The organism is Variovorax sp. PBL-H6, assembly GCF_901827155.1.
Lineage (GTDB): Bacteria > Pseudomonadota > Gammaproteobacteria > Burkholderiales > Burkholderiaceae_C > Variovorax.
The window spans coordinates 310,934-336,903 of the sequence record NZ_LR594659.1 but is presented as its reverse complement, the minus strand read 5'-3'; the positions used below and the strand labels follow the sequence as shown (position 1 = coordinate 336,903).

At 67.0% G+C, this 25,970-nt stretch carries 20 protein-coding genes and 1 pseudogene; 8 read left to right on the top strand and 13 right to left on the bottom strand.

Going from position 1 to position 25,970, the window contains the following annotated elements; all coding sequences use genetic code 11:
• Nucleotides 1-11: 11 nt before the first annotated feature.
• Complete coding sequence (locus tag G3W89_RS01590) at nt 12-449, bottom strand: carboxypeptidase regulatory-like domain-containing protein (protein WP_162572470.1); 438 nt, start codon at nt 447-449, stop codon at nt 12-14.
• A 459-nt stretch (nt 450-908) separates the two neighbouring features.
• Here G3W89_RS01590 and G3W89_RS01585 point away from each other — a divergent pair, with 459 nt between their 5' ends.
• Nucleotides 909-2,195 (top strand): NHL repeat-containing protein, encoded by a 1,287-nt coding sequence (locus tag G3W89_RS01585; protein WP_197893518.1) that lies wholly within the window; start codon nt 909-911, stop codon nt 2,193-2,195.
• 60 nt (nt 2,196-2,255) lie between these two features.
• Here G3W89_RS01585 and glcF read toward each other — a convergent pair whose 3' ends face one another.
• From glcF to G3W89_RS01555, 6 genes are all read right to left on the bottom strand, one after another.
• Entirely contained in the window at nt 2,256-3,482 is a 1,227-nt protein-coding gene (gene glcF / locus G3W89_RS01580) for a glycolate oxidase subunit GlcF (protein ID WP_162572468.1), read from the bottom strand.
• Nucleotides 3,483-4,580 (bottom strand): glycolate oxidase subunit GlcE, encoded by a 1,098-nt coding sequence (glcE, locus tag G3W89_RS01575; protein ID WP_162572467.1) that lies wholly within the window; start codon nt 4,578-4,580, stop codon nt 3,483-3,485.
• A 46-nt stretch (nt 4,581-4,626) separates the two neighbouring features.
• Complete coding sequence (locus G3W89_RS01570) at nt 4,627-5,550, bottom strand: SMP-30/gluconolactonase/LRE family protein (protein WP_162572466.1); 924 nt, start codon at nt 5,548-5,550, stop codon at nt 4,627-4,629.
• Nucleotides 5,551-5,751: 201 nt separating this feature from the next.
• Nucleotides 5,752-7,278 (bottom strand): ammonium transporter, encoded by a 1,527-nt coding sequence (locus tag G3W89_RS01565; RefSeq protein ID WP_174258227.1) that lies wholly within the window; start codon nt 7,276-7,278, stop codon nt 5,752-5,754.
• A 26-nt stretch (nt 7,279-7,304) separates the two neighbouring features.
• Nucleotides 7,305-7,643 (bottom strand): P-II family nitrogen regulator, encoded by a 339-nt coding sequence (gene glnK, locus G3W89_RS01560; RefSeq protein ID WP_162572465.1) that lies wholly within the window; start codon nt 7,641-7,643, stop codon nt 7,305-7,307.
• A 66-nt stretch (nt 7,644-7,709) separates the two neighbouring features.
• Nucleotides 7,710-8,534, bottom strand: a complete 825-nt coding sequence (locus tag G3W89_RS01555) for a TorF family putative porin (protein ID WP_162572464.1) — start codon at nt 8,532-8,534, stop codon at nt 7,710-7,712.
• A gap of 346 nt (nt 8,535-8,880) precedes the next feature.
• On the opposite strand from G3W89_RS01555, the gene G3W89_RS01550 reads away from it, so the two are divergent.
• From G3W89_RS01550 to G3W89_RS01525, 6 genes are all read left to right on the top strand, one after another.
• On the top strand, nt 8,881-9,087 hold the full coding sequence (locus G3W89_RS01550; RefSeq protein ID WP_162572463.1) for a hypothetical protein: 207 nt from the start codon (nt 8,881-8,883) through the stop codon (nt 9,085-9,087).
• Nucleotides 9,080-10,462 (top strand): DNA cytosine methyltransferase, encoded by a 1,383-nt coding sequence (locus G3W89_RS01545; protein WP_162572462.1) that lies wholly within the window; start codon nt 9,080-9,082, stop codon nt 10,460-10,462. Before G3W89_RS01550 ends, G3W89_RS01545 begins: the two co-directional genes overlap by 8 nt.
• A 2-nt stretch (nt 10,463-10,464) precedes the next feature.
• The gene (locus G3W89_RS01540) at nt 10,465-11,571 is read left to right on the top strand and encodes a PmeII family type II restriction endonuclease (protein ID WP_162572461.1); all 1,107 of its coding nucleotides are present in this window, start codon (nt 10,465-10,467) and stop codon (nt 11,569-11,571) included.
• Nucleotides 11,572-11,850: 279 nt separating this feature from the next.
• A complete protein-coding gene (locus G3W89_RS01535; protein WP_162572460.1) occupies nt 11,851-12,042 on the top strand; it encodes a hypothetical protein in 192 nt (63 codons plus the stop codon).
• Between the two features lie 147 nt (nt 12,043-12,189).
• A complete protein-coding gene (locus G3W89_RS01530) occupies nt 12,190-13,032 on the top strand; it encodes a hypothetical protein (RefSeq protein WP_162572459.1) in 843 nt (280 codons plus the stop codon).
• A gap of 246 nt (nt 13,033-13,278) precedes the next feature.
• Entirely contained in the window at nt 13,279-15,057 is a 1,779-nt protein-coding gene (locus tag G3W89_RS01525) for a replication endonuclease (protein WP_162572458.1), read from the top strand.
• Here G3W89_RS01525 and G3W89_RS01520 read toward each other — a convergent pair whose 3' ends face one another.
• Nucleotides 15,058-16,749: a recombinase family protein gene (locus G3W89_RS01520; protein WP_162572457.1), complete on the bottom strand. Its 1,692-nt coding sequence runs from the start codon at nt 16,747-16,749 to the stop codon at nt 15,058-15,060.
• Between the two features lie 32 nt (nt 16,750-16,781).
• On the opposite strand from G3W89_RS01520, the pseudogene G3W89_RS01515 reads away from it, so the two are divergent.
• Nucleotides 16,782-18,227: pseudogene (locus tag G3W89_RS01515) on the top strand (YifB family Mg chelatase-like AAA ATPase); the annotation flags it as partial.
• 36 nt (nt 18,228-18,263) lie between these two features.
• Here G3W89_RS01515 and G3W89_RS01510 read toward each other — a convergent pair.
• From G3W89_RS01510 to pncA, 5 genes are all read right to left on the bottom strand, one after another.
• Nucleotides 18,264-19,373, bottom strand: a complete 1,110-nt coding sequence (locus G3W89_RS01510; protein ID WP_162572455.1) for an ABC transporter substrate-binding protein — start codon at nt 19,371-19,373, stop codon at nt 18,264-18,266.
• Nucleotides 19,374-19,567: 194 nt separating this feature from the next.
• Entirely contained in the window at nt 19,568-20,752 is a 1,185-nt protein-coding gene (locus tag G3W89_RS01505) for a fumarylacetoacetate hydrolase family protein (protein ID WP_162572454.1), read from the bottom strand.
• A gap of 137 nt (nt 20,753-20,889) precedes the next feature.
• Nucleotides 20,890-24,648, bottom strand: coding sequence for a molybdopterin cofactor-binding domain-containing protein (locus G3W89_RS01500; RefSeq protein WP_162572453.1), 3,759 nt, complete (start codon nt 24,646-24,648; stop codon nt 20,890-20,892).
• Nucleotides 24,645-25,124: a (2Fe-2S)-binding protein gene (locus G3W89_RS01495; protein ID WP_162572452.1), complete on the bottom strand. Its 480-nt coding sequence runs from the start codon at nt 25,122-25,124 to the stop codon at nt 24,645-24,647. The genes G3W89_RS01500 and G3W89_RS01495 overlap by 4 nt, the downstream gene beginning before the upstream one ends.
• 109 nt (nt 25,125-25,233) lie before the next feature.
• Nucleotides 25,234-25,959, bottom strand: coding sequence for a bifunctional nicotinamidase/pyrazinamidase (gene pncA, locus G3W89_RS01490; RefSeq protein WP_162572451.1), 726 nt, complete (start codon nt 25,957-25,959; stop codon nt 25,234-25,236).
• Nucleotides 25,960-25,970: the final 11 nt, after the last annotated feature.

Genomic DNA, 25,970 nt, shown 5'->3' with positions numbered 1-25,970 from the left:
GTGCCTGGCGCTCAGAAACGGAAGTCAGCCGTCTGCGAGCCGCGGCCGACGGTGACGGTGTGGGTCTTGACCATGCCCTCCGTCGCCGCCTCCACCGTGTAGCGGCCGGCCGGCAGGTCGACCAGGCACACGGGACCGGAAGCACGCATCGCCAGTGCCGTGTCGCCACCGGCGGACTTGATGGTGACGTCCACGTTCGCCAGGTAGGCGCCGTCGGCGCGCGCGAACAGGAGCGCGAGGGGGTGATCCTTCATCGCGGCGCGCATGGCGTCCGATTCGTCCGAGCCGATGCCTCCGCATGCGAAGCGTGCGTTTCCCTGCACCTTCATGGCGGGTGGCGTGCCGGTGCCCGGGTTCATGGTCTGCGCGTAGGAGGCCAGCGGTACGGCCGCGCAGGCACATGCGAAGGCCGCGCCGCGGAACAGCCGATGGAGACGAAGGTTCTGCATATCTTGCTCCCGAGGTGAACAACAGGCCATGGTGCTGCACCAGCGCGAGCTAAGGGAGTCGGACCATGGCTCCTTCGCCTGTGCGATCAGGCCGCCGTTGCTGGCGCGAGGCGCCTGGGGACGAGCGCCGAACGAGGGTTTGCCCCGCCCTCTCTAGCGAATATTCGTCAGATTTGACGCCGGAATTCACGACAAGAATCTCGCCGTCCATCCCGGCGCCAGGGCATGAACAGGGGTCGGTCCGCTCGACATCGGCGCCAGCAACCATCAGGTCTATCGAACATGCGCCTCCTCACTGCACCTCTTCGTCCTCTGGCCTCCGCCGTCCTCTGCCTGTCTCTCGCGGCCTGCGGCGGCGGCGGTGATGGCGGCTGTTCGACATGCGCGCTGCTGGCTTTGACGCCGAGTGCCCCGGCAGCGACCACGACGCCCCAGGTGCCCGCGGACCCCACAAGCCCCGTGGATCCCGCGGAGCCCGGCGTATCCGGAAGCCCCGCGGCGGGCGACCCGACACCTCCAACGCCCAGCTACGCCATCGGCGGCACCCTCTCGGGACTGGCGGGCAACACCAAGCTGGTCCTGCTCGACAACGGTGGCGACGCGCTGACATTGGCAGCCGATGGCGCCTTCAGCTTTGCTGCGCCCATTGCATTCAATACCGCTTATGCGGTGACGGTGGGCACGCAGCCTCTGTGGCAGAACTGCAGCGTGAGCAACGGCGGCGGCACGGCCACCGCGGATGTAAGCAGCGTGCAGGTGAAATGCGTCGAAGCGCAGGCACAGGTCTCGACGTTCGCCGGCTCCACTGCAGCAGGCTCCGCCGACGGAACGGGCGCGGCGGCGTCATTCAATGGTCCACAAGCTCTCGCGGTGGATGCCAGCGGAAATGTGTATGTGGCAGATACCAGTAACCACCAGATCCGGAAGATCACACCGGCGGGCGTTGTCACTACCCTCGCCGGATCGACGGCGCCAGGGGACGCCGACGGCAAAGGCGCTGCGGCGCAATTCAGGCTTCCGGACAGCGTCGCAATGGACGCCAACGGCGATATCTATGTAGCGGACTACAACCACAAGATTCGCAAGATCACGCCGGACGGGGTGGTCACCACCTTCGCGGGCTCCGGAACAGCAGGCCCGGCCGACGGCACCGGTGCTGCTGCGCAATTCAACAATCCGGGGGGCATCGCAGTCGATGCAAACGGCAACTTCTACGTGGCGGATATCGACAACCACATGATTCGCAAGATCACGCCGGACGGCGTTGTCACCACCCTGGCAGGCTCGACGACGCCCGGCTTCGCCGACGGCACCGGCGCGGCCGCACGATTCAATACACCGGTTGGCGTCGCAGTCGACCTCGGCGGCAATGTCTACGTGACGGACTGGAGTAGCAACGTGATCCGCAAGATCACACCCGCTGGAGTCGTCACGACATTCGCCGGTTCGGGTACGTTGGGCCCGGCCGACGGCACCGGCACCAATGCGCAATTCAGCACTCCGTCGGGCATCTCAGTCGATGGCGCCGGCAATGTCTACGTGTCGGACGCGGGCAACCGCGCGATCCGCAAGATCACACCGGCTGGCGTTGTGACGACATTGGCCGGCTCCAGAACGCGGGGCTCTGCCGACGGCATCGGGACCGCGGCGCAGTTCGATTCTCCCTACGACGTGCAGCTGGACGCCAGCGGCAACCTTTATGCAACTTCCGGCAATGCGATCCGCAAGATTACGCCGGTGCGCTGATTCGACGTGATCGGTGCCCGAAGACCGCAGCGATGCAACGGCAAGTTGGATTGAACGCTGTCACGCCGTCAGCGCCTCGTCCAGCACTTCCACCCAATGCCGCACCGGTAGCCCGCTGCCGCTTTGCAGGTGCGTGATGCAGCCGATGTTGGCCGAGACGATGGCGGTGGGCCGGAGCTGGTCGAGGTGGCCCAGCTTGCGGTCGCGCAGCGCATAGGCCAGCTCGGGCTGCAGCACCGAGTACGTGCCGGCCGAGCCGCAGCACAGGTGCGACTCGTTCTTCGCGACCTGGATGTCGAAACCGAGTGCGCGCAGGTTCACTTCGACCCCGCCGCGCAGCTTCTGCCCGTGCTGCAGCGTACAAGGCGGGTGGTAGGCGAAGACACCGGGCGGCGCGCTCACGCGGTCCTTCAAGAGCGGCACGAGTTCGGGCAGCAGTTCGCTCAAATCGCGCGTGAGTGCGCTGATGCGCTCGGCCTTGTGCGCATAGGCCGGCTCGTCGCGCAGCACGTGGCCGTACTCGCGCACGGTGACGCCGCAGCCGGAGGCGTTCATCACGATTGCCTCGACCGCACCGTCTTCCACCGAGGGCCACCACGCATCGATGTTGGCGCGCATCTGCGCCTTGCCGCCTTCCTGGTCGTTGAGGTGGAACTTCACTGCGCCGCAACACCCCGCGGCCGGCGCAATCACCGCCTCGATGCCCGCGGCATCGAGCACGCGCGCGGTCGCGCTGTTGATGTTGGGCGCCATCGAGGGCTGCACGCAGCCGGCCAGCATCAGCACCTTGCGCGCATGGCTGCGCGCGGGCCAGGCCCCGGCGGGCTGCGGCACCGGCACCTTGGCCCTGAGCTTGGCCGGCAGCAGGCCGCGCACCGACTGGCCCAGCTTCATCGCCGGACCAAAGAGCGGTGAAGGCAATGCCTCCTTCAGCGTCCAGCGCAGCGCACCTTCCATCGCAGGCCGCGGCACCTTCTCGTCGACGATCCTGCGGCCGATGTCGACCAGGTGACCGTACTGCACGCCGCTCGGGCAGGTGCTCTCGCAGTTGCGGCAGGTGAGGCAGCGGTCCAGGTGCAGCTGCGTGCTGCGCGTCGGTGCCTTGCCCTCGAGTACCTGCTTGATCAGGTAGATGCGCCCGCGCGGGCCGTCGAGCTCATCGCCCAGCAGCTGGTAGGTCGGGCAGGTCGCGGTGCAGAAGCCACAGTGCACGCACTTGCGCAGGATGGCCTCGGCTTCCTGGCCGTCGGCGGTGTTCTGGAATTCGGGGGCGAGCTCGGTTTGCATTCAAGTCGTCGGGAAGAGGCGCGCGCGATCGAACACGGCATGGGGATCGAACTCGCGCATCAGCGCTTCGTGGATGCGCCGCAGCGGCGCGCTCAAGGCATCGAAGCGGCGCGTGACGGTGCTGGCGCCGTCCACGGTCGTGAACAGGGTCGCATGCCCGCCCGCCGAGCGAGCCGCTTCCCGGAGTCGTTCGCCATCGCCGGGCGACACCAAGTACCAGCGCTGCGCACCATGCCATTCGATCAATGGCGGCTCTTCCAGGGGGAGCACTGGCGCGGTCTGCGGCACCGACAGGCGCCACAGTTCGCGCCCATCGCGCGCGTCGAACCAGGGCAGGCGCAGGTCGCGCGCAGCCTCCCACTCAGCGCGAGCCTGCGCATCGTCCTGTCGCTCGCCGCCGAGATGGGTGCAGGCTGCTGCCACCGCGGCCGTTGCGCCGCGCAGGCGCAGCCAGAGACGGCCCCGGCCCTGCTCGTGCGTCCAGCGGCTGGCGTTGAGCGGCAGCGGCTGCCCGCCCCAGCCGTTGATCAGGCGCAGCGCGTCGGCCTGATGGCAATCGAACACGAGCGTCGCCTCGGCGGGCGGCACGGGCAGCACCTTGAGGCTGACTTCCGTGATCAGCCCCAGCACGCCCAGCGAGCCAGCAAGCACACGAGACACGTCGTAGCCCGCGACGTTCTTCATGACCTGGCCGCCGAACGTGAGCAGCTCACTGCGGCCGTTGAGGAGCCGCGCGCCCAGCACATAGTCCCGCACGGCCCCCACGCTCGCGCGTGCCGGTCCGCTCAAGCCGGCGGCAACCATGCCACCGACGGTACCGCCGCCCTGGCCAAGACGCGGCGGCTCGAAGGGCAGGCACTGGCCCTGCTCGGCCATCAAGGCTTCGAGCTCGACAAGCGGCGTGCCGGCGCGCGCGGTGACGACGAGCTCACTCGGCTCGTAGCTCACGATGCCGCGCAGCCCGGCGGTGGAGAGCGGTTCGCCGCAAGGCGGTTCGCCATAGAAGTCCTTGGTGCCTGCGCCGCGGACGCGCAGGGTCGTGCTTTCGGCGGCGGCCTCGCGAATGCGTTCGGCGATCTGGCGCAGGGCTGGATCCATGCGTGCGATGGTAGCGCCCGGTCAGGCGGAAGCCGGGCGGCCAAATTCAATCCTCGAAGAAATGGACCGGCAGTCCTGGCACCTCGGTACGCAGCGCGATCACGTGGCCGGAGGCCGGCCGCTGCTCGAGTTCGTCGGCGGACCGCCCGCTGCGTGCGCTGGTGACGAACAGCGTGCGCAGGTCGTCACCGCCGAAGCAGGGCATGGTCGGGCATTGCACCGGCACCGCCAGGGCGGCCGCGAGTTCGCCCGCCGCCGAGAAGCGCAGCAGCTGGCCGCCCTCGAACATCGCGACCCAATAGTGGCCCTCGGCGTCGACCGTGGCACCGTCAGGGCGGCCTTGGTAGCCCCGAGGCGAGGCCGGCGACCAGCCCTCGGGCTTGGCGCCGAACTGCCGGAACGTGCGCGGGCGCGACAGGCGGTTGGCCTCGGCGTCCCAGTCCCAGGCGCTCACACAGTGCGCGGCGGTGTCGGCCCAATAAAGCGTGTACGCATCAGGCGCGAAGGCCAGGCCGTTCGCGGTGGTGACGCCACCGGCCATGCGCGCGAGCACCGGCGCGCCGTCGCCGCGCGCATCGAGGCAGTAGAGCGCACCGCTGGCGCCGTCCTTCGCCTCGTTGAGCGTGCCGGCCCAGAAGCGGCCCTGCGCGTCGCACTTGCCGTCGTTGAAGCGCATGCTGCGCGCGTCGTGGTCCACCGGCGCGAGGGCTTGCAGCGCCCCGCCCCATTCGTGCGCGCGGTAGATGCCATCGCGCAACGCGATCACCAAACCGCCACGGGCCGCAGGCGCCATGCAGCCGGGTTCGGTGGGCAGGCTCCAGCGCTCGACGATTGGCTCGCCCTCGATCTCGCCGCGCGTGCGCAGTACCGCGCGGCCAGGGATGTCGAGCCAATAGAGCGAGCGCTCATGGGGGTGCCAGAACGGCGATTCGCCGAGCTGGCAGAGGCTGTCGTTCAGGGTGGTCCACATGCCGCCAGCTTAGGGCCTGTTGCTGCCTCGACCTCGAAAATGCCCCCACGCTCGAGCACCGCATGGGGCTCCGTGCGCCGGAGGCAAAAAAAAGCCCGCTCGGGCCGAAGCACTTGCGGGCTGAACATCCAGAGGAGACTCTTGCGTTGAATTGTTCCTGGGGGCGATGCCGCAGGCCGCGCGAGGCGACCCGCGCCCGCCTCAGCGGTTGTAGGCGGTTTCGCCGTGGGCCGAGATGTCCAGGCCCTCGCGCTCTTCCTCTTCGCTCACGCGCAGCCCGATGGTGAGGTCGACGATCTTGTAGGCGACGAAGGAGACCACGCCGGACCACACGATGGTCAGCAGCACCGCCTTGAGCTGGATCCACACCTGCGCGCCGATGCCGTTGGACACCACGCTGGCCGTGACCCAGTCGCCGACCAGGCCGGGGCCGCCCAGCGCCTGCGTATTGAACACGCCGGTCAGGAGCGCACCCACGATGCCGCCCACGCCGTGAACGCCGAACACGTCGAGCGAGTCGTCCGCCCCGAGCATGTGCTTCAGGCCGTTGACGCCCCAGAGGCAGGCGAAGCCCGCGACGAAGCCGATCACGATCGCGCCCATGAGACCGACGTTGCCGGCCGCCGGCGTGATGGCCACCAGGCCGGCGACTGCACCGGACGCCGCGCCCAGCATCGAGGCCTTGCCTCTCATCAGCGCTTCGCCGATGGACCAGGCCAGCACCGCCGCGGCCGTCGCCGAGAAGGTGTTCATGAAGGCCAGCACGGCGCTGGTGCCCGCTTCGAGCGCGGAGCCGGCGTTGAAGCCGAACCAGCCCACCCACAGCAGCGAGGCCCCGACCATCGTGAGCGTCAGCGAGTGCGGCGTGAAGGCTTCCTTGCCGTAGCCGATGCGCTTGCCGATCAGGATGGCCCCCACCAGGCCGGCGACCGCCGCGTTGATGTGCACCACGGTGCCGCCCGCGAAATCGAGCGCGCCCCATTGCCAGATCAGGCCGGCCTTGGCGTTCATGGCGTCGACCACGTCCTTGCTGGCGTAGGCGTCGGGGCCCATCCAGAACCAGACCATGTGCGCGATCGGCGTGTAGCTGAAGGTGAACCACAGGGCCATGAAGAGCAGCACGGCCGAGAACTTGATGCGCTCGGCGAAGGCGCCCACGATCAGGCAGCAGGTGATGCCGGCGAAGGTGGCCTGGAAGGCGGCGAACAGCAGCTCGGGGATGTAGACGCCCTTGCTGAAGGTCGCGCCCGGCGCGAAGGTGCCGGTGGCAGGATCGAAGATGCCCTTCATGAAGAGCCGGTCGAAGCCGCCGATGAAGGAGTTGCCCTCGGTGAAGGCCAGGCTGTAGCCGTAGATCAGCCACAGCACGACGATCATCGAGAACGTGACCATGACCTGCATCAGCACCGACAGCATGTTCTTGCTGCGCACGAGGCCGCCGTAGAAGAGTGCCAGTCCGGGAATGGTCATCATGATGACCAGCAGCGTCGACAGCAGCATCCAGGAGGTGTCGCCCTTGTTGAACGAAGGCGCGGCGGCGGCAGCCGGCGCCGCGGCGGCATCGGCGGGGGCCGCAGCCGCCGGAGCCGCTGCAGCGGGCGCCGCGGGCGCCGCCGGGGCAGACGCGGCTGGCGCTTCGGCGGGCGCAGCCGGGGTCTGGGCGAAGCCCGCGGTGCCGGCGACGAGCACGCTCAGGCCGAGGGCGAGAGAGACAATCAGTTTTTTCATTGGATCTGTTCTTTCGTGCCTCGAAGTCAAAGTGCTTCGCGGCCTGTTTCTCCGGTACGGATGCGCACGACCTGCTCGAGGTCGTAGACGAAGATCTTGCCGTCGCCGATCTTGCCGGTGCGCGCGGCGCTCTCGACGGCCTCGATCACGCGCTCGACGAGCTCGTCGGCCACGGCCGCCTCGATCTTGACCTTGGGCAAGAAGTCGACCACGTACTCGGCCCCCCGATAGAGCTCTGTGTGGCCCTTCTGGCGGCCGAAGCCCTTGACCTCGGTCACGGTGATGCCCTGCACCCCCATGGCCGAGAGCGCCTCGCGCACCTCGTCGAGCTTGAACGGCTTGATGATGGCTGTGACCAGCTTCATGATGCTTCCCTCATAGGTTCCACGATTTTTTTCCTCTGCATCGACCCGAACGGCGCGCCATCATGATCAAAGCGTCTTCGTCAGGGTGACGATGAATCGCGCCTTGTTGGGCGACCAGGTGCGCTCGCCGATGGGCCCGAAGCCCAGGTCGAGGCCCGGGTCGGCCACCAGCAGGTACGAGCTCTTCCTGTTGGCGCCCTGCACCGAGCCGGCCAGCGACAGGCCGTTGCCGAAGTCGTACGAAGCGCCGACGTTGTAGTCCACGTAGTTGCGATAGCCCAGGCTGCGGATGTCGCTGCTCATGTGCGTGTAGCCGACCGCCGCCTTGAAGGTCACCTTGGGCACGATCTCCTTGGCGTAGCTCAGGTTCAGGTAGCCGGTGTTGCGGCCCTTCAGGCCCGAGCCGTCCTTCTCGCCAGCGTAGTTGAAGTAGTCCTTGGACACCGTGTGCGAGTACTTCAGCGTGAACGAGCCGATGGCTTCGTCGGCCCAGGTGCCGGCGCCGTAGAGCTCGGTGGTGTTGCCGCGGGTGTTGCCCGGATAGATGTACGTCAGCGCGCCGACGTCCAAGTCGAAGACGCCGGCCTTGAACTTGTAGCCGCCGTAGATGTCGCTCTCGATGCTGTTGCCGTTGAGCCAGTTGACGCTGGAGTTCCAGTTGCCGATGTAGAAGCCGCTCTCGCCGAAGGCATAGTCGAAGCCGCCCTGGATGGCGGGCTTGAAGCCCTTGGTCTTCGCGAAGTCGTTGCTGCCCAGCACGTCCTGATCCTGGCCGCGGAACTTGTAGTTGCTGGTCAGCGCGACGTTGCCTGTGAGCTGGGCACTCGCCAGCATCGGCAGCGCAGCGAGCGCGGCGACGGCCAGGGCAGACGCGGTTTTACGGTGCATCATCGGGAGACTCCTCGGTCGGTTTTGAAATGGTTGGATACCCATTCAAAGCAGGGAGCGTGCCAAATCTCGCGGCCCCTGCGCCGCGGAGCCTGGGACAGGTGCAAGAAGGCGCGATGAACAAAAGATGGGAGCACCATCTTGGTGAAGGGAGAAGGAATGAGCTTATCTTTGGTGCAAAGCCGTGCTTTGCTGGGCCTGGAGGCGGCAAGCGTCACGGTCGAGGTGCATCTGGCCAACGGTCTGCCCAGCTTCACCATCGTTGCGCGTCAACTAGATTTCGTTGTGCGGACCGTATCGTTGGGGCTTGGATACACAACCGTGTATCCAACGCGACTAAGATGCGGGAATGACCACGAAGGAAGTTGGCATCCGCATCCGGGTGGAAAAGGAGCTCCGAGACGAGTTCCAGTCTGCTTGTCTCGCAGAGAATCGCCGCGCTTCTGAGGTGCTGAGAGCGTTCATGCGCCTCTACGCACAACACCAGATGGGGGGCCTGCAGACTGGTCTCTTCCCGCACAACGCCCCCGACATCCCGAAAGAAACGAATGACTAAGCGTCAGGGCGCAAAAGCGCCCAAGAAGTACAACGTAATCTCTCTGTTCTCCGGAGCTATGGGGCTAGACATTGGTCTCGAACAAACGGGCCGCTTTGAATTGCTCGCTTGCGTGGAGAAGGTGCCCTCTTTCTGCGAAACGATTCGAGTCAATCGCGCTGCAGGCCGGCTGCGCCCCGACCTCAAAGTGTTCGAAGGGGACATCTCTGACCTCGACCCGGCCGAAGTCCTGTCCGCTTGCGGGCTGAAGCCAGGCGAGTTGGACGTACTGGTCGGTGGTCCGCCATGCCAATCCTTCAGTACTGCCGGCCGCCGAATGTCCACACAAGACCCCCGGGGAACCCTCCTTTGGCAGTACCTCCGTTTCGTGGAATACATGCAGCCGAAGTTCTTCCTAATGGAGAACGTGAGGGGCCTTCTATCTGCCGCTTTAAAGCATCGTCCCATTGCAGAGCGTCCGGAGCGCGGCGGCGCACCGCTCTCCTCCGACGAACTGCCTGGGTCGGTCGTTCGACTATTCGCGGAGGACATGCAGAACATCGCCAGCGTCGCAGGTTTCGGCTATCACATGGACTGCTTCGAAGTGAATGCAGTCAACTATGGTGCGCCACAATTGAGGGAGCGTGCACTGTTCATCGGAAATCGCTATAACGTAGTCGTCGATTTCCCCAATCCGACTCACGGGCCTGGCCGCTCAATCCCTGCTCAATCATCACTTATTGAAAAGACATCGCCCCTGAGGCCTTGGAAGACGCTGGGTGATGTCATCGGCAGCTTAGGCGACCCCGGCGAAGTAATCATGGACTTCAGTCCTCGCAAAAAGTCCTTTCTGGCCCTAATTCCTCAAGGGTCAAACTGGCGCAGCTTGCCCATCGACCTTCAGCAGGAATCAATGGGTTCTGCTTGGCATGCAAAGGGTGGGAGGTCAGGTTGGTGGCGTCGATTGAGCTATGACCTCCCCTGTCCTACGCTAGTCACGATGCCAAATCACGCGAGCACCTCACTTTGCCACCCAACTGAAGTGCGTGCATTGTCCTTACGGGAATACGCACTTATCCAGGAATTTCCTGCAGACTGGGTCTTTAAGGGGACCGCCAGCCAGCAGTATGCGCAGGTAGGAAATGCCGTACCAGTGCGCCTCGGGACAGTCGCGGGCAAGGTCATCTCAGACGAATTGGATGCCCTTGCGAAACGCAATTGGCTTGCTGAGGCGACAAAGCCGCGCGATTACAGAGTGGTGTATGTTCAATCCCACGTTCGAACTCGACAGTGGTTTAAAGACGGCAAAACCTATGTATGGGAAGACGGCGAGGAAAATCAATCGGCTACCTACGAGGCACCTCAAACGCTCCGAAAAATCAGCGCAATAGGCTAATAATGGCAACAGTCAGAAGAAGAAGAATAGCAAATCCCGATACGTTGTCCGGCGTATTGAAATCAAGAACACATCATTTCAATCCCGAGGAAATTGTCAGGCATTTTGCTTCCGTCACTGAGGAGCGGGTGGACTCCCTCGCCGAGGCACTCACAGCGTACATCAGTGTAAATTTGCCCGCCGCCTTTGAGCGTAGAGACGGCCTAGCGGACTATCGCACTAACCCGTACGTATTGATGACGTCCGCGAGCGTAATGCGATTGGATGACCCCCAGGCATTTGGCACCTTTCTTTTCAATAGCAAGCTATACATGGCGCTCGAAACGTCATTCGGCAAGCAAATCGAGGCAGCGTTCGTCAGCCAATACCCGATTGGGTCGCAAAATAAATGGATTGAGGCTCCAGAGAAGCGCGCGGAATTTACCGCTCTGGAAGGGTTAAGTCGAGAGCGAAAAGCGCAGCAGCGACTCAATTCCGTATGGCGTGAGATTGATAAATCAGTGGTCGTCGGAGACCGCAGATATCTGACTTCAATAAAAAGCGGGCCCAACACCATCAATGATACCCAAGTGCAGGGTATGACACGTGCGATTATTGACAACTATCGCGCTTGGGTTGAACAAACAAGAGCAACCTACCCGGAAGTAACGGGAATAGACGTCGTCCTCGGATTGACCTACGGAACCGACCGCACCACGAACAACAAAGAGAATCAGATTCTGGTAAAGCTCTTGGAAAACGGATTCGTAGAAGAGGACCGGGAGCGATGCCCCGGCGTTCTCATCGACTCAGAAACGGGAACCGTTCGTGTCTATCGATGCATTGGCATGGATTTTTGGGCGTTCATCGGACAACCGAATAACCGTCAAGCCGCGAGCTTTGTATTTTTAGAGGTGCTACTCGCATTGTCCAAAGCTCTTGGCCGCGGGGTAGAAAACGCTGATATTGAAACCAGAATTAACCTGAAGCTTCAACAGCTCGCGCTGGCTCTGTCTCGGCTACTGTTTCCACGACAGAGTCTTCCGGCCTGGGTACGCGATGACTTTTCGGAAAGTCAACTCTTCTGGTTTGCCACAGCGGTGACGGCCTTCTTCGATGAGGGCATATAAACAGCCGAGAAGCGGTCAGCATTGGTGCGCGACTACCCTATTGCGTGCCCTTGTTAGCCGCCGCAGGATGACGGCGGTCAGTTCCGGCCGGCGCCGGGACTGACGCGAAGGCGCACCCGCCCCCAGCGGGTTGCCGTAGCGCTGCGGGAGCCGACCCCTTGCAGGCGCGGTCCAAGCGCCGGGTCCGCGCCCACGCGGATGCATGGGGTCGGGGTGCAGGGAGCGAACAGCGACCGAAGCCCGCCGCTGACGAGCGCAGCGCAGGAAGCCACCCGGGAGGTGACGAGGCGTCCAGCCTCGAAGCGAGGACCGGGCACGGGCCACGCTGCTCACCTGCCGGGTGGCTTCCTGCGCGACGCGCCGACCAAGGGTCGGGGTGGCGTGCAGGCAGCGGCGCTGATGACGGGCGAGCGTGACGTCCAGGAACGCAGGCAGCGTGCGGCCCTAGCCGCCGAGGGCACCGAGAACTGACGTTCGACCGACCGGAGCCCGTGTGCGCTGGCAGCATCTGCTGCGAGCGTGCGCGGGCGACAGACGCATCGGCAGATGCGTCGGCCTGACTGCCCGCCTCCGAGGGGTCGCTACACCTGGCATCGAAACGAAGCCAAGTGCCTTCCCATGCGACTCTCCCCCGACCTCCTGAGCGGCCTGCTGCGCAAGCCCGCGCCGCGCCCCAAGCTGCCCACGTCGCGCGAACGCGCGGCGACGAACCGGCTGCGTGTCCTGCAAGCGGTTGCCGACCACGGCCACTTGCGCTGCGCCGACCTGGCCGCCGCCTGCTGGCCGGGTGCCAGGTTCGGCGAGCAGATGGCCCAGCGCACCGTGCGCGCGCTCGTCACGTCGGGCGACCTCAAGGCCCGGGCCAATTGCCACGGTGGCCTGAGCTACGTGCTGACCCGGCTCGGCGCCGCAGCGCTCGAGGTGCGCGGAACTGGTGCCCACCACGGCTTGGACCTGGCCAGCGTCCGGGGTCCGACATTCACGCATCACGCGCTCACGAGCCGGTGGTGCCTGCACATGCAAGGCCAGGGCTTCCAGGCGTTCCACGAATACGCCGTCGCCTCGGGCCGCGCGCCGGTCACGACCGAGCAGCTGCTGCGCCGATACGGCAAGGTCTGCGATGCCGTGCTCATTAAGGGTGACCAGCTCTGGCTCGCCGAAACCGAGGCCGCTCCCAAGAGCACCCAGGAGCTGATGCGCATCGCCGGCCTGGCCGAGCACGTCGGCCGCAGGGTCCACCCTGACTTGCCGTTCGTGCTGGCCGGCGTGCACATCGTCTTCAACGCCGAGCAGAACCACGCCGCGCGCATCGCGAAGGCGGCGCGAGAGCGCTGGCAGCGCTACACCGCAGCTCAAAAACACACCCTGGCCGGGCGCATCACCCTCAACCGCGTGAGCCTCGGGCTGCCCCTGGTCTGGCGCGGCTGCACCGACGAGCCGCTGAGCCTGAAGGCGATTTAAACCGGTTGCTATACGAAGAAGACCTGCTCATAGAACTCTGCCAGGCCACACCCCGTGCAACCCTGATTAGGAGCCTCGCGCTCCCCCAACGGCCCTTCGGGGCCGTTGGGCTTTTAAACGCCATACCCCCTGGAAGTGCGCCGCCCGATCGCGGCGCTGCGCCCCGCGCTCCGTCGTCGCGGCCGTAAAGCGGAAGGCTAAACCCCCCGTTCCTAGACGTGGACCCCCTTGCACGGAGTCCTCGTCATGCCATCCCCGTCGCCGACGCCCCTGTCGGCCGCCATTGCTCGCGCCAAGCACGACCGCGCCGCGAGCGCCTTTAGCCCACTTCATCCGTTCCTGCCCGAGCCCGACGCCGAGCTGCACCCTCGGCAGGCCGCGCAGCTCAAGCTCGCCCATGCCGAAGCCCAGGCCTGGGAGGCCGAGCTGCTGCGCGATGCGCGCGGCGTGCAGCGCTACCTCGGCTGGAACTACGGTGAGCTGTGCGACGAAGCGCGCAGCATCCCCGCACGGCTGCGTGCGCTCGCCAGCCTGGGCAGCCGGCGCGAGTTCGACCCCCAACGGCTCGTTGCCATCGCCGAGCGCGTGTTCAAGATACAGGTGCCCGGCAAGACCCAGGAGGCCAAGGTCGCCCGGGTGCTCGATGGCCGCTACTGGCGACTTGCGCTGTGGAAGCGCATCGGCCAGGCCAAGGAACATCTGCACCTGAAGCTCGGCCTCATCGGCAAGGGCGCGCGGGCGTACTGCAGCGCCGATGCCCTGACGGTGCGCAGCACCCAGCTGAAGCGTCAGCAGCAGTGGCTCAAGGAGACCGTGCTGCGCGCGGACATCGACGGCGAGCGCGTCGAGCTGCCGCTGGAGGCCGTCGCCAAGAGCCCGCGGCAGAAGCTGGCCAGGCTATACGCGTTCATCGCCGCGATGGACCAGCTGGCCATGGAGAACTCCCTCACCGTGACGATGCTCACGGCCACGCTCGAAGGCCCATGGCATGCGAACCCGACCTATGCGGGCGCCGGCCACCGCTGGAACGGCAAGACGCCGGGCGAAGCCAGCAAGGAGCTGGGCGCGCGCTTCCAGCGCGTGCGCCGCGACCTCGACAAGAAGGGTATCGCCATCAGCGGCCTGTGGGCGGCCGAGCCGCACAAGGATGCGTGCCCCCATCGTCACTTCTGGCTCATCTATGCGCCCCAGCACGAGCGCTCGGTGCTGGCCGCCTTCCTCGGGCACTTCCCCGGCAAGCTGAAGCTGCGCCGCGACGCCGCCGCCGGCGGTGACGTGATGTTCGACGACAGGGCCGATGCGCTGGCCGGCCGCGCGCGGCCGCTCGCGTACGAGAAGGAAGGCGCCCAGGTCGATGTGGTCGTCATCGACCGCACCAAGAGCTCGGGCGCGAGCTACGCGCTCAAGTACGTGTCGAAGGCCATCGGCGCCGAGCTGGCGTTCGATGGCGAGGGCGACCCCGATGACGCAACCGCACCCACCGAAAAGCAGCGGGAGCTGCAGAAGACCCTGCAGGCCGTCGACGCGTATCGCTCGGTGTGGCGCATGCGCAGCTGCCAGTTCTTCGGTATCCGCAACAGCCTGAGCCTGTGGGACGAGCTGCGCCGCATGAAGGAGCCGCCGGAGGAGATGGACCTGCGTGCGCTATGGCGCGCCGCACGCGGCGGCGACGCCAAGGGCAGCGTCTCGGCCGATGTGCAGCGCGGCGATGCGTGCGCCTTCCTCAAGTTGCAGGGCGGCTTGGCGGCGGCGCCGAAGGCCGAGCAGCGCGAGTTGGACGACGAGGCCCCGCAGCCGCAGGCGCGCGTGTACCGCACGCCCACCCTCACGCAGTACGGCGAGACCGGCACGCGCATCGCGGGCGTCGAACTGGTGGAGCCTGGTAAGGAGGAGGCGGTGCTGGAGCGCGTGGCAACGCGGCAGACGCGCTGGACCCTGGCGCCCAAGGAGAAGGCCAAGGGAAAAGGAAAGAAGCCAGGAACCAGCCCTGCAAAACCCATGGCGAAGAGGCGCAGGGATAGTTAGTCATAGTTCTCCAAGATTCGCATTGCTCATCCGACGCCCATGCCTCAGCTGCTCAGACCTGTCCGCGTCGAGTTGCGCCCATTCGTCGGGCGTCAGCTCGGGGACGCCGAAAGTGACGGTCTTCGAGTCCTCAATCTCGAACGAATCGACTTTGTCGTTTCGAAGCTTCACCGTCACTTTGGTGCGGTCCATAGAGACATCGACGCGCGCGACTGATTGAACGATGCGAGAGCGGAACAGCGAGCGCGCTCTGTAGGCATCATCAAATTGCGGTGTCCCGGTTTCGAATACGTCAAGGTATGCAGGCAAGAAGACCCCGGCAGCTTCTTCAAAGCTGAACCCAGCGGCCGGCGCTGCATTGCTCTTGAGGTCATCAAGTTCAGTTTGCAGCGCCTTCTCCTCCGCAACTAGCTCGCGGAGCCGCGGAAGAAACTCCTCCGCCAAGCTATCAGAGACTTCAACCGCGCGCCTGACCTTCGCTTTCCGCTTGGAAACGTCAGAAAACTGCGCTTCAAGCGACAAAATTCGCCCCCGTCTAGGGTCGTCGCCGGAGGAAAGCAACTCCGGTATGCGGTCAAGCGCCCAAGTGACGAACGTATGGTCGAAGAGTCGGCCGTTGACGTTGGGGCACGCGCTAACCGCCCGCTGTCTGTTGGAGCAGCCGTATTGAGAGTATCCACGCTGCTTGCCGCTGTCTTTGTTCATCCATCGCCAAGACCCGCCGCACTCGCATTTCGCGATGCCCATCAAATAGTTATGGTTATTATCATCTCGTCGCGATGGGAAGGTTGTGGCCTTGGCCTGCAGGCTTTGGACCGCGAAGAAAAGGTCCGGCGCAATGGCAACAGGGTAAAAGCCGGCAATCGGCTCGCCTTCTGGCAGCCGCTTACCGCGCCCCGCGTTGCGGTGCGGTTGGAACTCACCGATGAGCGCCCTGTTGTTAAGCACGCGCTTAATGAGGGACGTATGCCATGTGTCGCCCTTACCAGGAACAGGTAGCCTTGCCTGATTGGCATACCGCACGAGCTTATCGATTCCGTACCCGTCCAAGGTCTTCAAGTAGATGTCCCTGATGGAGTCCACTTTCTCCGAGATTACGCGGTATTTGCCGCCGACAACCTCAAGCCAATTGGGGCACTCGCCGGTGAATGCGCTTTGGCCCGGGCGCTCGCGTGCGTGCCGGCGTTTGCGTTCCCAGTTGTCGAGGCTGTAACGTTGCTTTTGTGCACTCTCTTCGCGTGCAAGCTCAGCGTAGAGAGCTAGCTCGACCGACAAGAACTTCGGAACACTACCCCTATTGAACAGGGTTCCGTTCTGGAGCATGAGTATCGAGAAGTCCGCTTCGAGCAGGGTGTGCACCATCGAAAGGAGAACGAACCCGCCCTGGCGCGATGCGCGGGAGACAGTCTCGCAAACGAATAGGCAGTTTTTTGGCAGCTTCCCGGTTCGAACCTTGTCCATGAAGTCGCCGAGCCATCCGTGGGTAACGTGTTCTCCGTGATATGCCGAGAGCCCGTGGTCCTCAAGCCACGTGATGTCGAACCCCGCCACCTCGTCCTTCTGAAAGCGCTGACGCACTGCAGCCTCGATGTCTTGGCGCTGACGTTCCAGGGAGTTCCCGTCCGCCTGCCCCTCGCTGGAAAACCGCGCGTACGCAAAGATGCGCGAAAACTTCGTTGGTTCTTGAGTCATGTGCGGATATCGACAAATCTAGCTAGAAGTTAACCTTGACGCTGGTGGGACTGGCGGACGTGGAGGTCAAGGAAGCGCGGGAGCGGGTGCGTTCGGCCATCCAGAACGCCGGCCTCGAATTCCCCAGCAACAAGCGGATCACGGTCAACCTGGCGCCGGCCGACCTGCCCAAGGACTCGGGCCGCTTCGACCTGCCGATTGCCCTGGGCATCCTCGCGGCCGCCGGGCAGATCGAGGCGGCTCGGCTGGCGGGCCACGAATTCGCTGGCGAGCTCTCGCTTTCAGGGCATCTGAGGCCCGTGCGTGGTGCGCTCGCGATGGCGCTGGCGCTGCATGGCCGCGGCGTCACGACGAAGCTGGTGCTGCCGGCTGAGAGCGCGCGCGAGGCCGCCCTGGTGCCGGGCGCCGACATCTACGGTGCGGCCCACCTGCTCGACGTGGTGCGGCAGTTCCTGCCCGGCGGGCCTGCACCAGGCGATGCGGCGGAAGATGGCTGGCATCGCGCGCAGCCCGCCGCAGCGGGGCCGGCGGCGGCCGGGGCCGACCTGGCCGACGTCAAGGGCCACGCGGGCGCACGGCGCGCGCTCGAGATCGCGGCGGCCGGTCAGCACAGCTTGCTCATGGTGGGGCCGCCGGGTTCCGGCAAGTCGATGCTGGCGCAGCGCTTCGCGAGCCTGCTGCCGTCGATGAGCGTGGACGAGGCGCTGGAAAGCGCCGCTGTCGCGAGCCTGCACGGCCGCTTCGCCCTCGAGCGCTGGCGCGTGCGACCGACCTGCAGTCCGCACCACAGCGCGAGTGCGGTGGCGCTGGTGGGCGGCGGCTCGCCGCCGCGGCCGGGCGAGATCTCGCTGGCGCACAACGGCGTGCTGTTCCTCGACGAATTCCCCGAGTTCCAGCGCAGCGCGCTCGAGGCGCTGCGCGAGCCGCTGGAGACCGGCAGCATCACCATCGCGCGTGCGGCGCGGCGCGCGGAGTTCCCGGCGCGCTTCCAGCTGATCGCGGCCATGAATCCATGCCCTTGCGGCTACCTGGGCTCATCACTCAAGTCCTGCCGCTGCACGCCGGACCAGGTGGCCCGCTACCAGGGCAAGCTCAGCGGGCCGCTGCTGGACCGCATCGACCTGCACATCGAGGTGCCCGCGGTGCCAGCCACCCAGCTGCTCGAAGCACCCGCCGGGGAAGCCAGCGCCGAAGTCCGTTTACGCGTGGTCGAGGCGCGCGAGCGCGCGCTGCAGCGGCAGGGCAAGGCCAACCAGGCGTTGCAGGGCGCGGAGATCGACCGCTACGCGCAGCTCGATGGCGCGGCCCTGCGGTTTCTGCAGACCGCAGCAACGCGGCTGGGCTGGTCGGCCCGTGGAACGCATCGCACGCTCAAGCTGGCCCGCACGATCGCGGACCTGGCTGGGGCTGCCACGGTGCAGGCCGCGCATGTGGCAGAGGCGGTGCAGTACCGGCGCGCGCTGCAGATGGCCGAATAACCGGCATCCATCGAGCGCTGCATCTCGCCTCGGCGCTCAACGCTTGAACCGCCCCCCGCTGATGATCGACAGGTCGACGTAGTCGATGCCCGTGTGGTCCTGCGGCGAGTAGCTCACTTCGAGCCCGCCGCCCGTGTCGTAGCGGAAGTCGTTCAGCGCGGCCAGCAGCCTGGCGCGCGTCGGCTTCGGGCCGGCGCGGCGCAGCGCCTCGACCATCACCTTGGTGGCAACGAAACCCTCGAGCAGCGCCGGCGAGAGTTCGATGTCGCCCTTGGCCTTCGCCAGGTCCGAGGCCTCCTTCACCAGCGGATGCGCCATGCCGCGCTCCGACGGCAGCACCTGCATCACGATCACGCCGCCGCTGGCGCTGCCCAGCTCCTTGATGAAGCCGGATGCCGCGTTGTTCGACAGCGTGATGACCTGCGCGGCGGAACCGGTGGCGCGCAGCGCCTTCACGCCTTCGGTCACGGCGGTGCCAGAGCCGATCCACAGCACGGCTTGCGCGTTGGCAGCAGCAAGCTTGGGCACGATGGCCGCGTAGTCAGGCTTGTTGCGATCGGCCAGCGCCAGCACGACCGGCTTCAGGCCGGCCTTGTCGAAGCCCTTCATGGCGCCTTCCATCGCGTCCTTGCCGAATGAATCGTCGGCCTGGACGACGGCGATGCGCTGCATGCCCACCGTGTGCAGATGCTGGACCGCCTTCTCGGCCTCGCGCTGGTAGGTGGAGCGCACGTTGAACACAAGCTTCTGGACCGGCTTGTGCAGCGACATCGCGCCGGTGGAAGGACCGATCAGCGGTGTCCCGCTCTTGTCGAGCAGCGGAACGACTGCCAGTGCATTGGGCGTCCCGCGATTGAGCAGCAGCGCGATCACCTTCTTGTCTTCGATCAGGATGCGCGAGTTCTCGACGGAGCGCTTGGGGTCCAGCCCGTCGTCCAGGCGGATCACCTCGATCTTCTCGCCGTGGATGCCGCCCTGCGCGTTGACGTTGTCGATGACCAGCTGTGAGCCGAGGATGGTTTCCTTCACGCTCGCCGCGACCGGGCCCGACATGTCGGCTGACTGGCCGATGAGGATCTGGGCCGCTGCGTTCGCCGTGCTCAGGATGAGCGCGGCAGCGCAGAAGAATATTCGCACGGTCTCCATGGGCTGATCTCCAGAAGGCCGGGCCGAAACGCGCGGCGCAATTTGTGATGAATTGTTACCGGGCGATCATCTTCCCTTGTCCAGAGCAAACCCTTGAGCCATTTGTCTTAGTTTTCAGACCATCCGCGTGGCTTAGTTCAGGCTCGCGGGCGCCGCGCGGCGCGGCGGCCGGCGGCGCGCCACGTCCGCGGCGCTCAGAGCAGACCGCGCCCAGCCAGATTGCGCATCAGCGCGCCGATGCCGAAGGACCAGCGCGCCGCCTGGTCGGCATGCACCACGCGGTTCTCCAGTGCGCCGAGCTCGGGCGCCGAGATGGTGACGCGGTCGCCCACCACGTGGGTGAAGCCCTGCCCCGGTCCATGCCGGTCCTGCGTGGGCGCGAACATGGTGCCCAGGAAGAGCATCAGCCCGTCCGGGTAGGCGTGGTGCGGCCCGATGGCCTGCGACACCAGGTCCAGCGGATCGCGGCTGATCTGCGCGAGCGAGCTCTCGCCCTGGAGCACGAAGCCCTCGGGCCCGACGACGCGCAGCGCCACCGTGATGCGACGCACGTCGTCGATGCCGAAGTGCGCGTCGAACAGGCGGATGAAGGGGCCGATCGCGCAGGAGGCGTTGTTGTCCTTGGCCTTGCCCAGCAGCAGCGCGCTGCGCCCTTCGAAATCGCGCAGGTTGACGTCGTTGCCGAGCGCCGCGCCCAGGGTGCGCCCGCGGCTGTCGACCGCCAGCACGACTTCGGGCTCGGGGTTGTTCCAGACGGAGCCCGAATGGATGCCCACGTCGGCCCCGGTGCCCACGGCCGACAGCACCGGCGCCTTGGTGAAGATCTCGGCGTCGGGACCGATGCCGACCTCGAGGTACTGCGACCAGGCGCCCTGCGCGATCAGCACCTCCTTGACCTGGGCGGCCTGCGGCGAGCCGGGGACGATGCCGGCGAGGTTGTCGCCCAGCACGCCCCCGAGCGCCGCGCGAATCGCCTCGGACCGCGACGCATCGCCGCGCGCCTGCTCCTCGATCACGCGTTCGAGCAGGCTGGCGACGAAGGTCACGCCGCTGGCCTTCACCGCCTGCAGGTCGCAAGGCGCCAGCAGCCAGGGCAGTTCGGGATCGCGCCGGGCCTCGTCGCTGTTGGCGAGCGCTGCGTCGAGCGCCGCGATGCGGGGCGCGTCGTTGTCGCGCAGGGCCTGGCGCACCAGGCCAACGGGATCGTCGAGTTCGAGCAACTGGCTGGTGGTGGGCGCCAGGCGCGTGAGGTCGTGCAGGCCGCCCTCATGAATGACCACCGGCGTGGGTCCGACATCGGGCTGCCAGAGGCGGCCGATCAGGGCGGCGCGCTCGACATCGCGCGGGAGGCTGGTGGCGGGCGAGAGGGTCTGGGGCATTGGTGTTGTCTCCAAATCGGGTACCGGACGCAGAGGTTTCGCAGAGGACGCCGAAGCATCCGGCCGCAGAACATTCTGTCTGTCTTTTTCCGGGCCCTCGTTTTCCTTTGCGTCGGCTGCGTCAGGTCAGCTCGTGTTCATTCGCCGCTCCGCACGCGCGCCACCTCCGACGCCAGGTCCTTCCACGCCGGCTCCTGGGGCGCGAAGCGCGCGCGCATGTAGCCGGCGAGCTCGGCGATCTGGGCATCGCTCAGGGCATCGCGGAAAGCGGGCATGAAGCCGATCTCGCGCGTGGCCGGTTCGCGCACGCCGTCGAGGATCGTGCGCAGCAGGTTGTCGGGACGCGCACTCGTGAGATTGCTGTTGAGCGCGAGCGGCACGTTGGCGCCGAGCAGCGTCGGGCCGTTGCCGTCGTGATGGCAGGCGCCGCAGGCCCCGTCGAACAGGCGCTGGGCCGGGCCGAGCAATTGGCCCTGGCGCGCCGCGGCGGTGGCGACGGCGCGCTGCGCCTGCGAACGGGCCTCGGCCTCGCTGGCTTCAGCATTGAAGGATGCGAGGTAGCTCGCCATCGCGCGGATGTCGGCGTCAGGCACCGCGGCCAGTTCGCGCACCACCTCGGCCATGGGGCCGCCGGCCGTGCCGTGCTGCGGACTGTGGCCGTTGCGCAGGTAACGGTAGAGGGACTCGGCATTCCAGGGCACGGCGGACTTCGAGGCCGCGCCGGTGAGCGCCGGTGCTTCCCAGCCCTCGACCATCGCACCCGACAGGTAGGCGCTGCCGCCCTGCTCCGCGCCCAGCGCATTGCGCGGCGTGTGGCAGGCACCGCAATGCCCCAGCCCGTTGACCAGGTAGGCGCCGCGGTTCCATTGCGCACTCTGCTGCGCGATGGGCTGCATCGGTGCGGGATCGTGGAAGAGCGCGTTCCAGCCGGCCATGAGCGGCCGGAGGCTGAAGGGGAACTTCAGCTCGGACTTCGGCGTGGGCGCCTGCACTGCGGGTTGCGACACCAGGTAGGCGTAGAGGGCCTGCAGGTCGTCGTCGCTGGTCTTGGCAAAGGCGGTGTACGGGAAGGCGGGGTAGAGATGGTGGCCGTCGCGCGAGATGCCTTCGCGCATGGCGCGCTGGAAGGCGCTGAAGGACCAGCGGCCCAGGCCGGTGTCCGCATCGGGCGTGAGGTTGGTGGTGTAGAGCGTGCCGAAGGGCGTCTCCATCGCGCGTCCCCCGGCGTTGGGCAGGCCACCGGGCGCGGTGTGGCAGACCGCGCAGTCGCCGAGGGCCGCGAGGGTGCGGCCGCGGTCGATGGTGGCCTGGCTGTAGACGGGCGCGCTGAGGGTGACGGGGGCGATGGCGGAGCGCCAGCCGAGGAGGCCGGCGACGAGGCCCAGGCCGCCGACGACGAGCGCGGTGGCGGTGGCCCACACACCGCGCGGCTTCGGCCACGGCGCATCGGTCTTGCTCCTTCCCCCTCCGGAAGAAGGTGGGGATGAGGGTGCGAGGGCGCCACCATCGACCGCTCGGGTGCCCTCACCCCAACCTTCTCCCGGAGGGAGAGGGAGCAAGTCCGGAGGGCCCAAGGGATTCAGCGCAGCCCGCACCACCTCCGGCGTGAACGGCGGCGCCCTGAACCGCACCCCCGTCGCATCGAAGATCGCATTCGCGATCGCCGCCGTCCCCGGCACCGAGGACGACTCCCCCGCGCCCAGCGGCGGCTCGCCCGGCCGCTGGATGTGCACCACCTCGATCATCGGCACCTCGCGGAAGCTGAGGATCGGATAGCCGCCCCATTCGCGGCTCGCGACCACGCCAGCCGGCAGCACGCCCGGCAGCGCCTCGCCGCCGGACGGCTGCGGGACCGGCGCGAACTGCACGCGCTCCTTCAAGGCCCGGCTGGTGGTCTGGATCACGTTGCCGTGGACCTGGTGATCGACGCCCGCCGGATTCACCATCAGCCCCGCGTCGTGCCCCACGACCACGCGGCGCACGTGCACCTCGCCGGTCGTCTTGTGGACCTCGACATCCGCGACCCAGGCCGACCAGGCCGCGCCGAAGCCGGGCCATTTGCTGTGCACGTAGCGGGCGTAGGCGAAGCCCTGCCCGAAGAGCACGTCGCCGCCCTGTCCGAGCCCGCCATCGACGTTCTCCTGCGGCCCGGTGCGCATGCGCCAGCCGGCCTTCTGCGCGGTTTCGCGCACCAGCTCGGCCGCGCGCGCATCGCGCAAGTGGCGCAGGCGGAAAGCCACCGGGTCCACGCCGGCCGCGGTGGCCAGCTCGTCGACGTAGGACTCGTGCGCGAACGAGCTGGGCAGCGCCGAGACGCCGCGCAGCCAGGAGGCGCGCACGATCGGCGCCATGTCGTTGACCTTGACCCGCAGGTTCTCGTAGGCATAGGGTGGGCGCGCGGTGCGGTCGCCCATCTCGAAGGCCTGCGCCACCGGCTCGACGGTGCGCGTCAGCAACAGCGCCAGCGTGGGCGCGCCGTTCGACGGATAGGAGGTCTCGAAGTCATAGGCCGCCACGCCCCCCTCGGCATCGAGTCCGCCATTGACCTGCATCAGCTGCGCCGCGCCCTTGGGCTCCCACGCATGCTCCTGCTCGCGCGTGAGCTGCACGCGCACCGGCGCACCGGCCGCGCGCGCGAGCAGGGCCGCGTCGGCCGCCACGTCGTCGGCGCTGTTGCGGCCGTAGCAGCCGGCGGCCTCCATGCGCACCACCTCGACGGCCACATCCTCCAGGCCCATGAGCCTTGCGAGATCGGCCCGCAGCACGTGCGGGTTCTGCGAACCGGCCCAGACACGAAGCTGCACACCCGGCTCGCCCTCGGGCTGCCAATGCGCAAGCGCGCAGGAAGGCCCGATGGAGGCATGCATCTGGTAAGGCCAGACATAGGTGCGCGGCATCGGCTGCGCCGCTGCCGCAAGCGCTTCGTCGACCCGGCCTTCGTCGACCAGCAGGCGCTGCGTCGCCGGGTTGGCGCGGATCGCGCCCTCGAGGTCATCGAGCGCGGGCAGGCCCGGCCACGGCTTCCAGCGCACGCGCAGCTCGCGCAGCGCCTGCTCCGCATGCTCCTCGCGCTCGGCCACGACGCCGACGAAATCGCGGATCACCACGACCGCGCGGATGCCGGGGATGTGGGCGATGGAGGATTCGTCCACCGATTCGAGCGTGTTGCCGATGAAGTCGCCGTGGTCCGCGCCGGCATAGGGCGGCCGCACGACCCGGCCGTGCAGCATGCCGGGCACGCGCATGTCGTGAACGAACACCGTCTCGCCAGCCAGCTTGGCCGGAATGTCGACGCGCGGGACCGCGGTGCCGACGAGGCGATAGTCCTTCGGGTCCTTGAGACGGGCCGCGGCGTCCAGCTGCAGCACCGTGCGCGTGCCCGCGACCAGCTCGCCGAAGGGCACGCTGAAGGCCGGGTCCTCGCCGGCATGGATGCGGCCGTCGCGCACCTCGAGCAGCGAAGGCTGCACGCCGAAGCGCTCGGAGGCCTGCTCCAGCAGCCAGGCGCGCGCCTGCGCCGCCGCCAGCCGCAGCGGTGCGGCGTGGATCTGCAGCGAGGCGCTGGCAATGGTGGCGCCCTGGTTCGGCGCGCTCGCCGTGTCGCCCAGCAACATGTGCACCTGCGCCAGCGGCAGGTCGAGCTCCTCGCCAACCACCTGCGCCAGCGCGGTGCGGATGCCGGTGCCCAGGTCCACGTGGCCGTTGAGCGCGTTCGCGCTGCCGTCGCTCCACAGCGCGAGCAGGATCTCCGGGCCTTCGGCGGGATTGCCGAAGACCGCGGGGGGTTGGCCATGCGCGGGGGGCGGCGCGGGCGGCGTCTCGCGCACCACCACCAGCACGTCGTGCGCGTTCAGGATGTCGCTGCGGGTGCGCGGCTGCTCGGCGCGCAGGGTCACGTCGTCTCGTCCTTGGCCATCCGCAGCGCCGCGGCTCGCACTGCAGCGAGGATCTCGACGTGCGTGCCGCAGCGGCACAGGTTGCCCGACAGCTCGGCGCGGATGCGCGCATCGCTGGGGTGCGCATCGCGCGCCAGCAGCGCGGCCGCCTGCATCACCATGCCGCTGAGGCAGTAGCCGCACTGCGCTGCCTGCGCGTCCTCGAAAGCCTGCTGCACCGGATGCCAGCTGTCGCGCGAACCGAGGCCTTCGAGCGTGGTGATGGCACGTCCCGCCACGCCATGCGCAGGGATCACGCAGGCCCGCGCCGCCACACCGTCCACCCACACCGTGCAAGCCCCGCACTGGCCGAGGCCGCAGCCGTACTTGGGGCCGTTGAGCGCGAGGTCGTTGCGCAGCACGTGCAGCAGCGTGGCCGCCTCGGGCACCGACAGTGCGACGTCGCGTCCGTTGACCTTCAGTGCGAGTTCCGGCATTGCGTTCGTGGAACACCGCGGAACCGGCTTTGCCGGGCCGCTGGTGTTGCCCCCGGAAGGGGGTTGGCGGACCCCACGAAGTGGGGGAGCCTGTGGGAGAGCTTCACTTTCAAGCGCTGATCTCGATGTCGCTGGACTGGATGCGCTTGACCCCCTTGGCCTGCATCTCCTTCCAGGCCTTCGCGAGCGAGCCGTCGAGGTCGATGGCCCGCGTCGCGTCCTCGATCACATAGGCCTCGAAGCCAGCCTTGCGCGCATCGAGCGCGGTCCAGGCCACGCAGAAGTCGGTGGCCAGCCCGGTAACGAACACGGTCTTGATGCCGCGCTGCTTGAGGTAGCCGGCCAGGCCCGTGGGCGTCTTGCGGTCGGCCTCCTCGAAGGCCGAGTAGCTGTCCACGCCCTTGTGGTAGCCCTTGCGGATGATCAGCTGCGCGCTCGGCAGCTTCAGGTCCTTGTGCAGCGCGGCGTCGTCCGTGCCCTGCACGCAGTGGTCGGGCCACAGCACCTGGTTGCCGTAGCCCAGCTTGATGCTGCTGAAGGGCTTCTGTCCCGCATGTGCGCTCGCGAAGGACGCATGGCCCTGCGTGTGCCAGTCCTGCGTGAGCACGATGTTCTCGAAGGCGGTGGACAGCTTGTTGATCACCGGCACCACATCCGCGCCGCCCTTCACCGGCAGCGTGCCGCCGTCGACGAAGCAGTTCTGCACGTCGACCACGATCAGCGCCGACTTGTCGTTCGGCCTGACCTTTGCCGCCGCGAACAGCGGCATCGACAAGCCGGCCAGGCCCAATGCGGCAGCGGACTGGAGAAAGATTCTGCGGTGCGTGTCGTGCATGATGTTCGCTC

Excerpts from the sequence above, each read along its gene's own strand:
- G3W89_RS01590 (WP_162572470.1), bottom strand. The coding sequence starts at position 449 with ATGCAGAACCTTCGTCTCCATCGGCTGTTCCGCGGCGCGGCCTTCGCA.
- glcF (WP_162572468.1), bottom strand. The coding sequence starts at position 3,482 with ATGCAAACCGAGCTCGCCCCCGAATTCCAGAACACCGCCGACGGCCAG.
- glcE (WP_162572467.1), bottom strand. The coding sequence starts at position 4,580 with ATGGATCCAGCCCTGCGCCAGATCGCCGAACGCATTCGCGAGGCCGCC.
- G3W89_RS01570 (WP_162572466.1), bottom strand. The coding sequence starts at position 5,550 with ATGTGGACCACCCTGAACGACAGCCTCTGCCAGCTCGGCGAATCGCCG.
- G3W89_RS01565 (WP_174258227.1), bottom strand. The coding sequence starts at position 7,278 with ATGAAAAAACTGATTGTCTCTCTCGCCCTCGGCCTGAGCGTGCTCGTC.
- glnK (WP_162572465.1), bottom strand. The coding sequence starts at position 7,643 with ATGAAGCTGGTCACAGCCATCATCAAGCCGTTCAAGCTCGACGAGGTG.
- G3W89_RS01555 (WP_162572464.1), bottom strand. The coding sequence starts at position 8,534 with ATGATGCACCGTAAAACCGCGTCTGCCCTGGCCGTCGCCGCGCTCGCT.
- G3W89_RS01550 (WP_162572463.1), top strand. The coding sequence starts at position 8,881 with ATGACCACGAAGGAAGTTGGCATCCGCATCCGGGTGGAAAAGGAGCTC.
- G3W89_RS01545 (WP_162572462.1), top strand. The coding sequence starts at position 9,080 with ATGACTAAGCGTCAGGGCGCAAAAGCGCCCAAGAAGTACAACGTAATC.
- G3W89_RS01540 (WP_162572461.1), top strand. The coding sequence starts at position 10,465 with ATGGCAACAGTCAGAAGAAGAAGAATAGCAAATCCCGATACGTTGTCC.
- G3W89_RS01530 (WP_162572459.1), top strand. The coding sequence starts at position 12,190 with ATGCGACTCTCCCCCGACCTCCTGAGCGGCCTGCTGCGCAAGCCCGCG.
- G3W89_RS01525 (WP_162572458.1), top strand. The coding sequence starts at position 13,279 with ATGCCATCCCCGTCGCCGACGCCCCTGTCGGCCGCCATTGCTCGCGCC.
- G3W89_RS01520 (WP_162572457.1), bottom strand. The coding sequence starts at position 16,749 with ATGACTCAAGAACCAACGAAGTTTTCGCGCATCTTTGCGTACGCGCGG.
- G3W89_RS01510 (WP_162572455.1), bottom strand. The coding sequence starts at position 19,373 with ATGGAGACCGTGCGAATATTCTTCTGCGCTGCCGCGCTCATCCTGAGC.
- G3W89_RS01505 (WP_162572454.1), bottom strand. The coding sequence starts at position 20,752 with ATGCCCCAGACCCTCTCGCCCGCCACCAGCCTCCCGCGCGATGTCGAG.
- G3W89_RS01495 (WP_162572452.1), bottom strand. The coding sequence starts at position 25,124 with ATGCCGGAACTCGCACTGAAGGTCAACGGACGCGACGTCGCACTGTCG.
- pncA (WP_162572451.1), bottom strand. The coding sequence starts at position 25,959 with ATGCACGACACGCACCGCAGAATCTTTCTCCAGTCCGCTGCCGCATTG.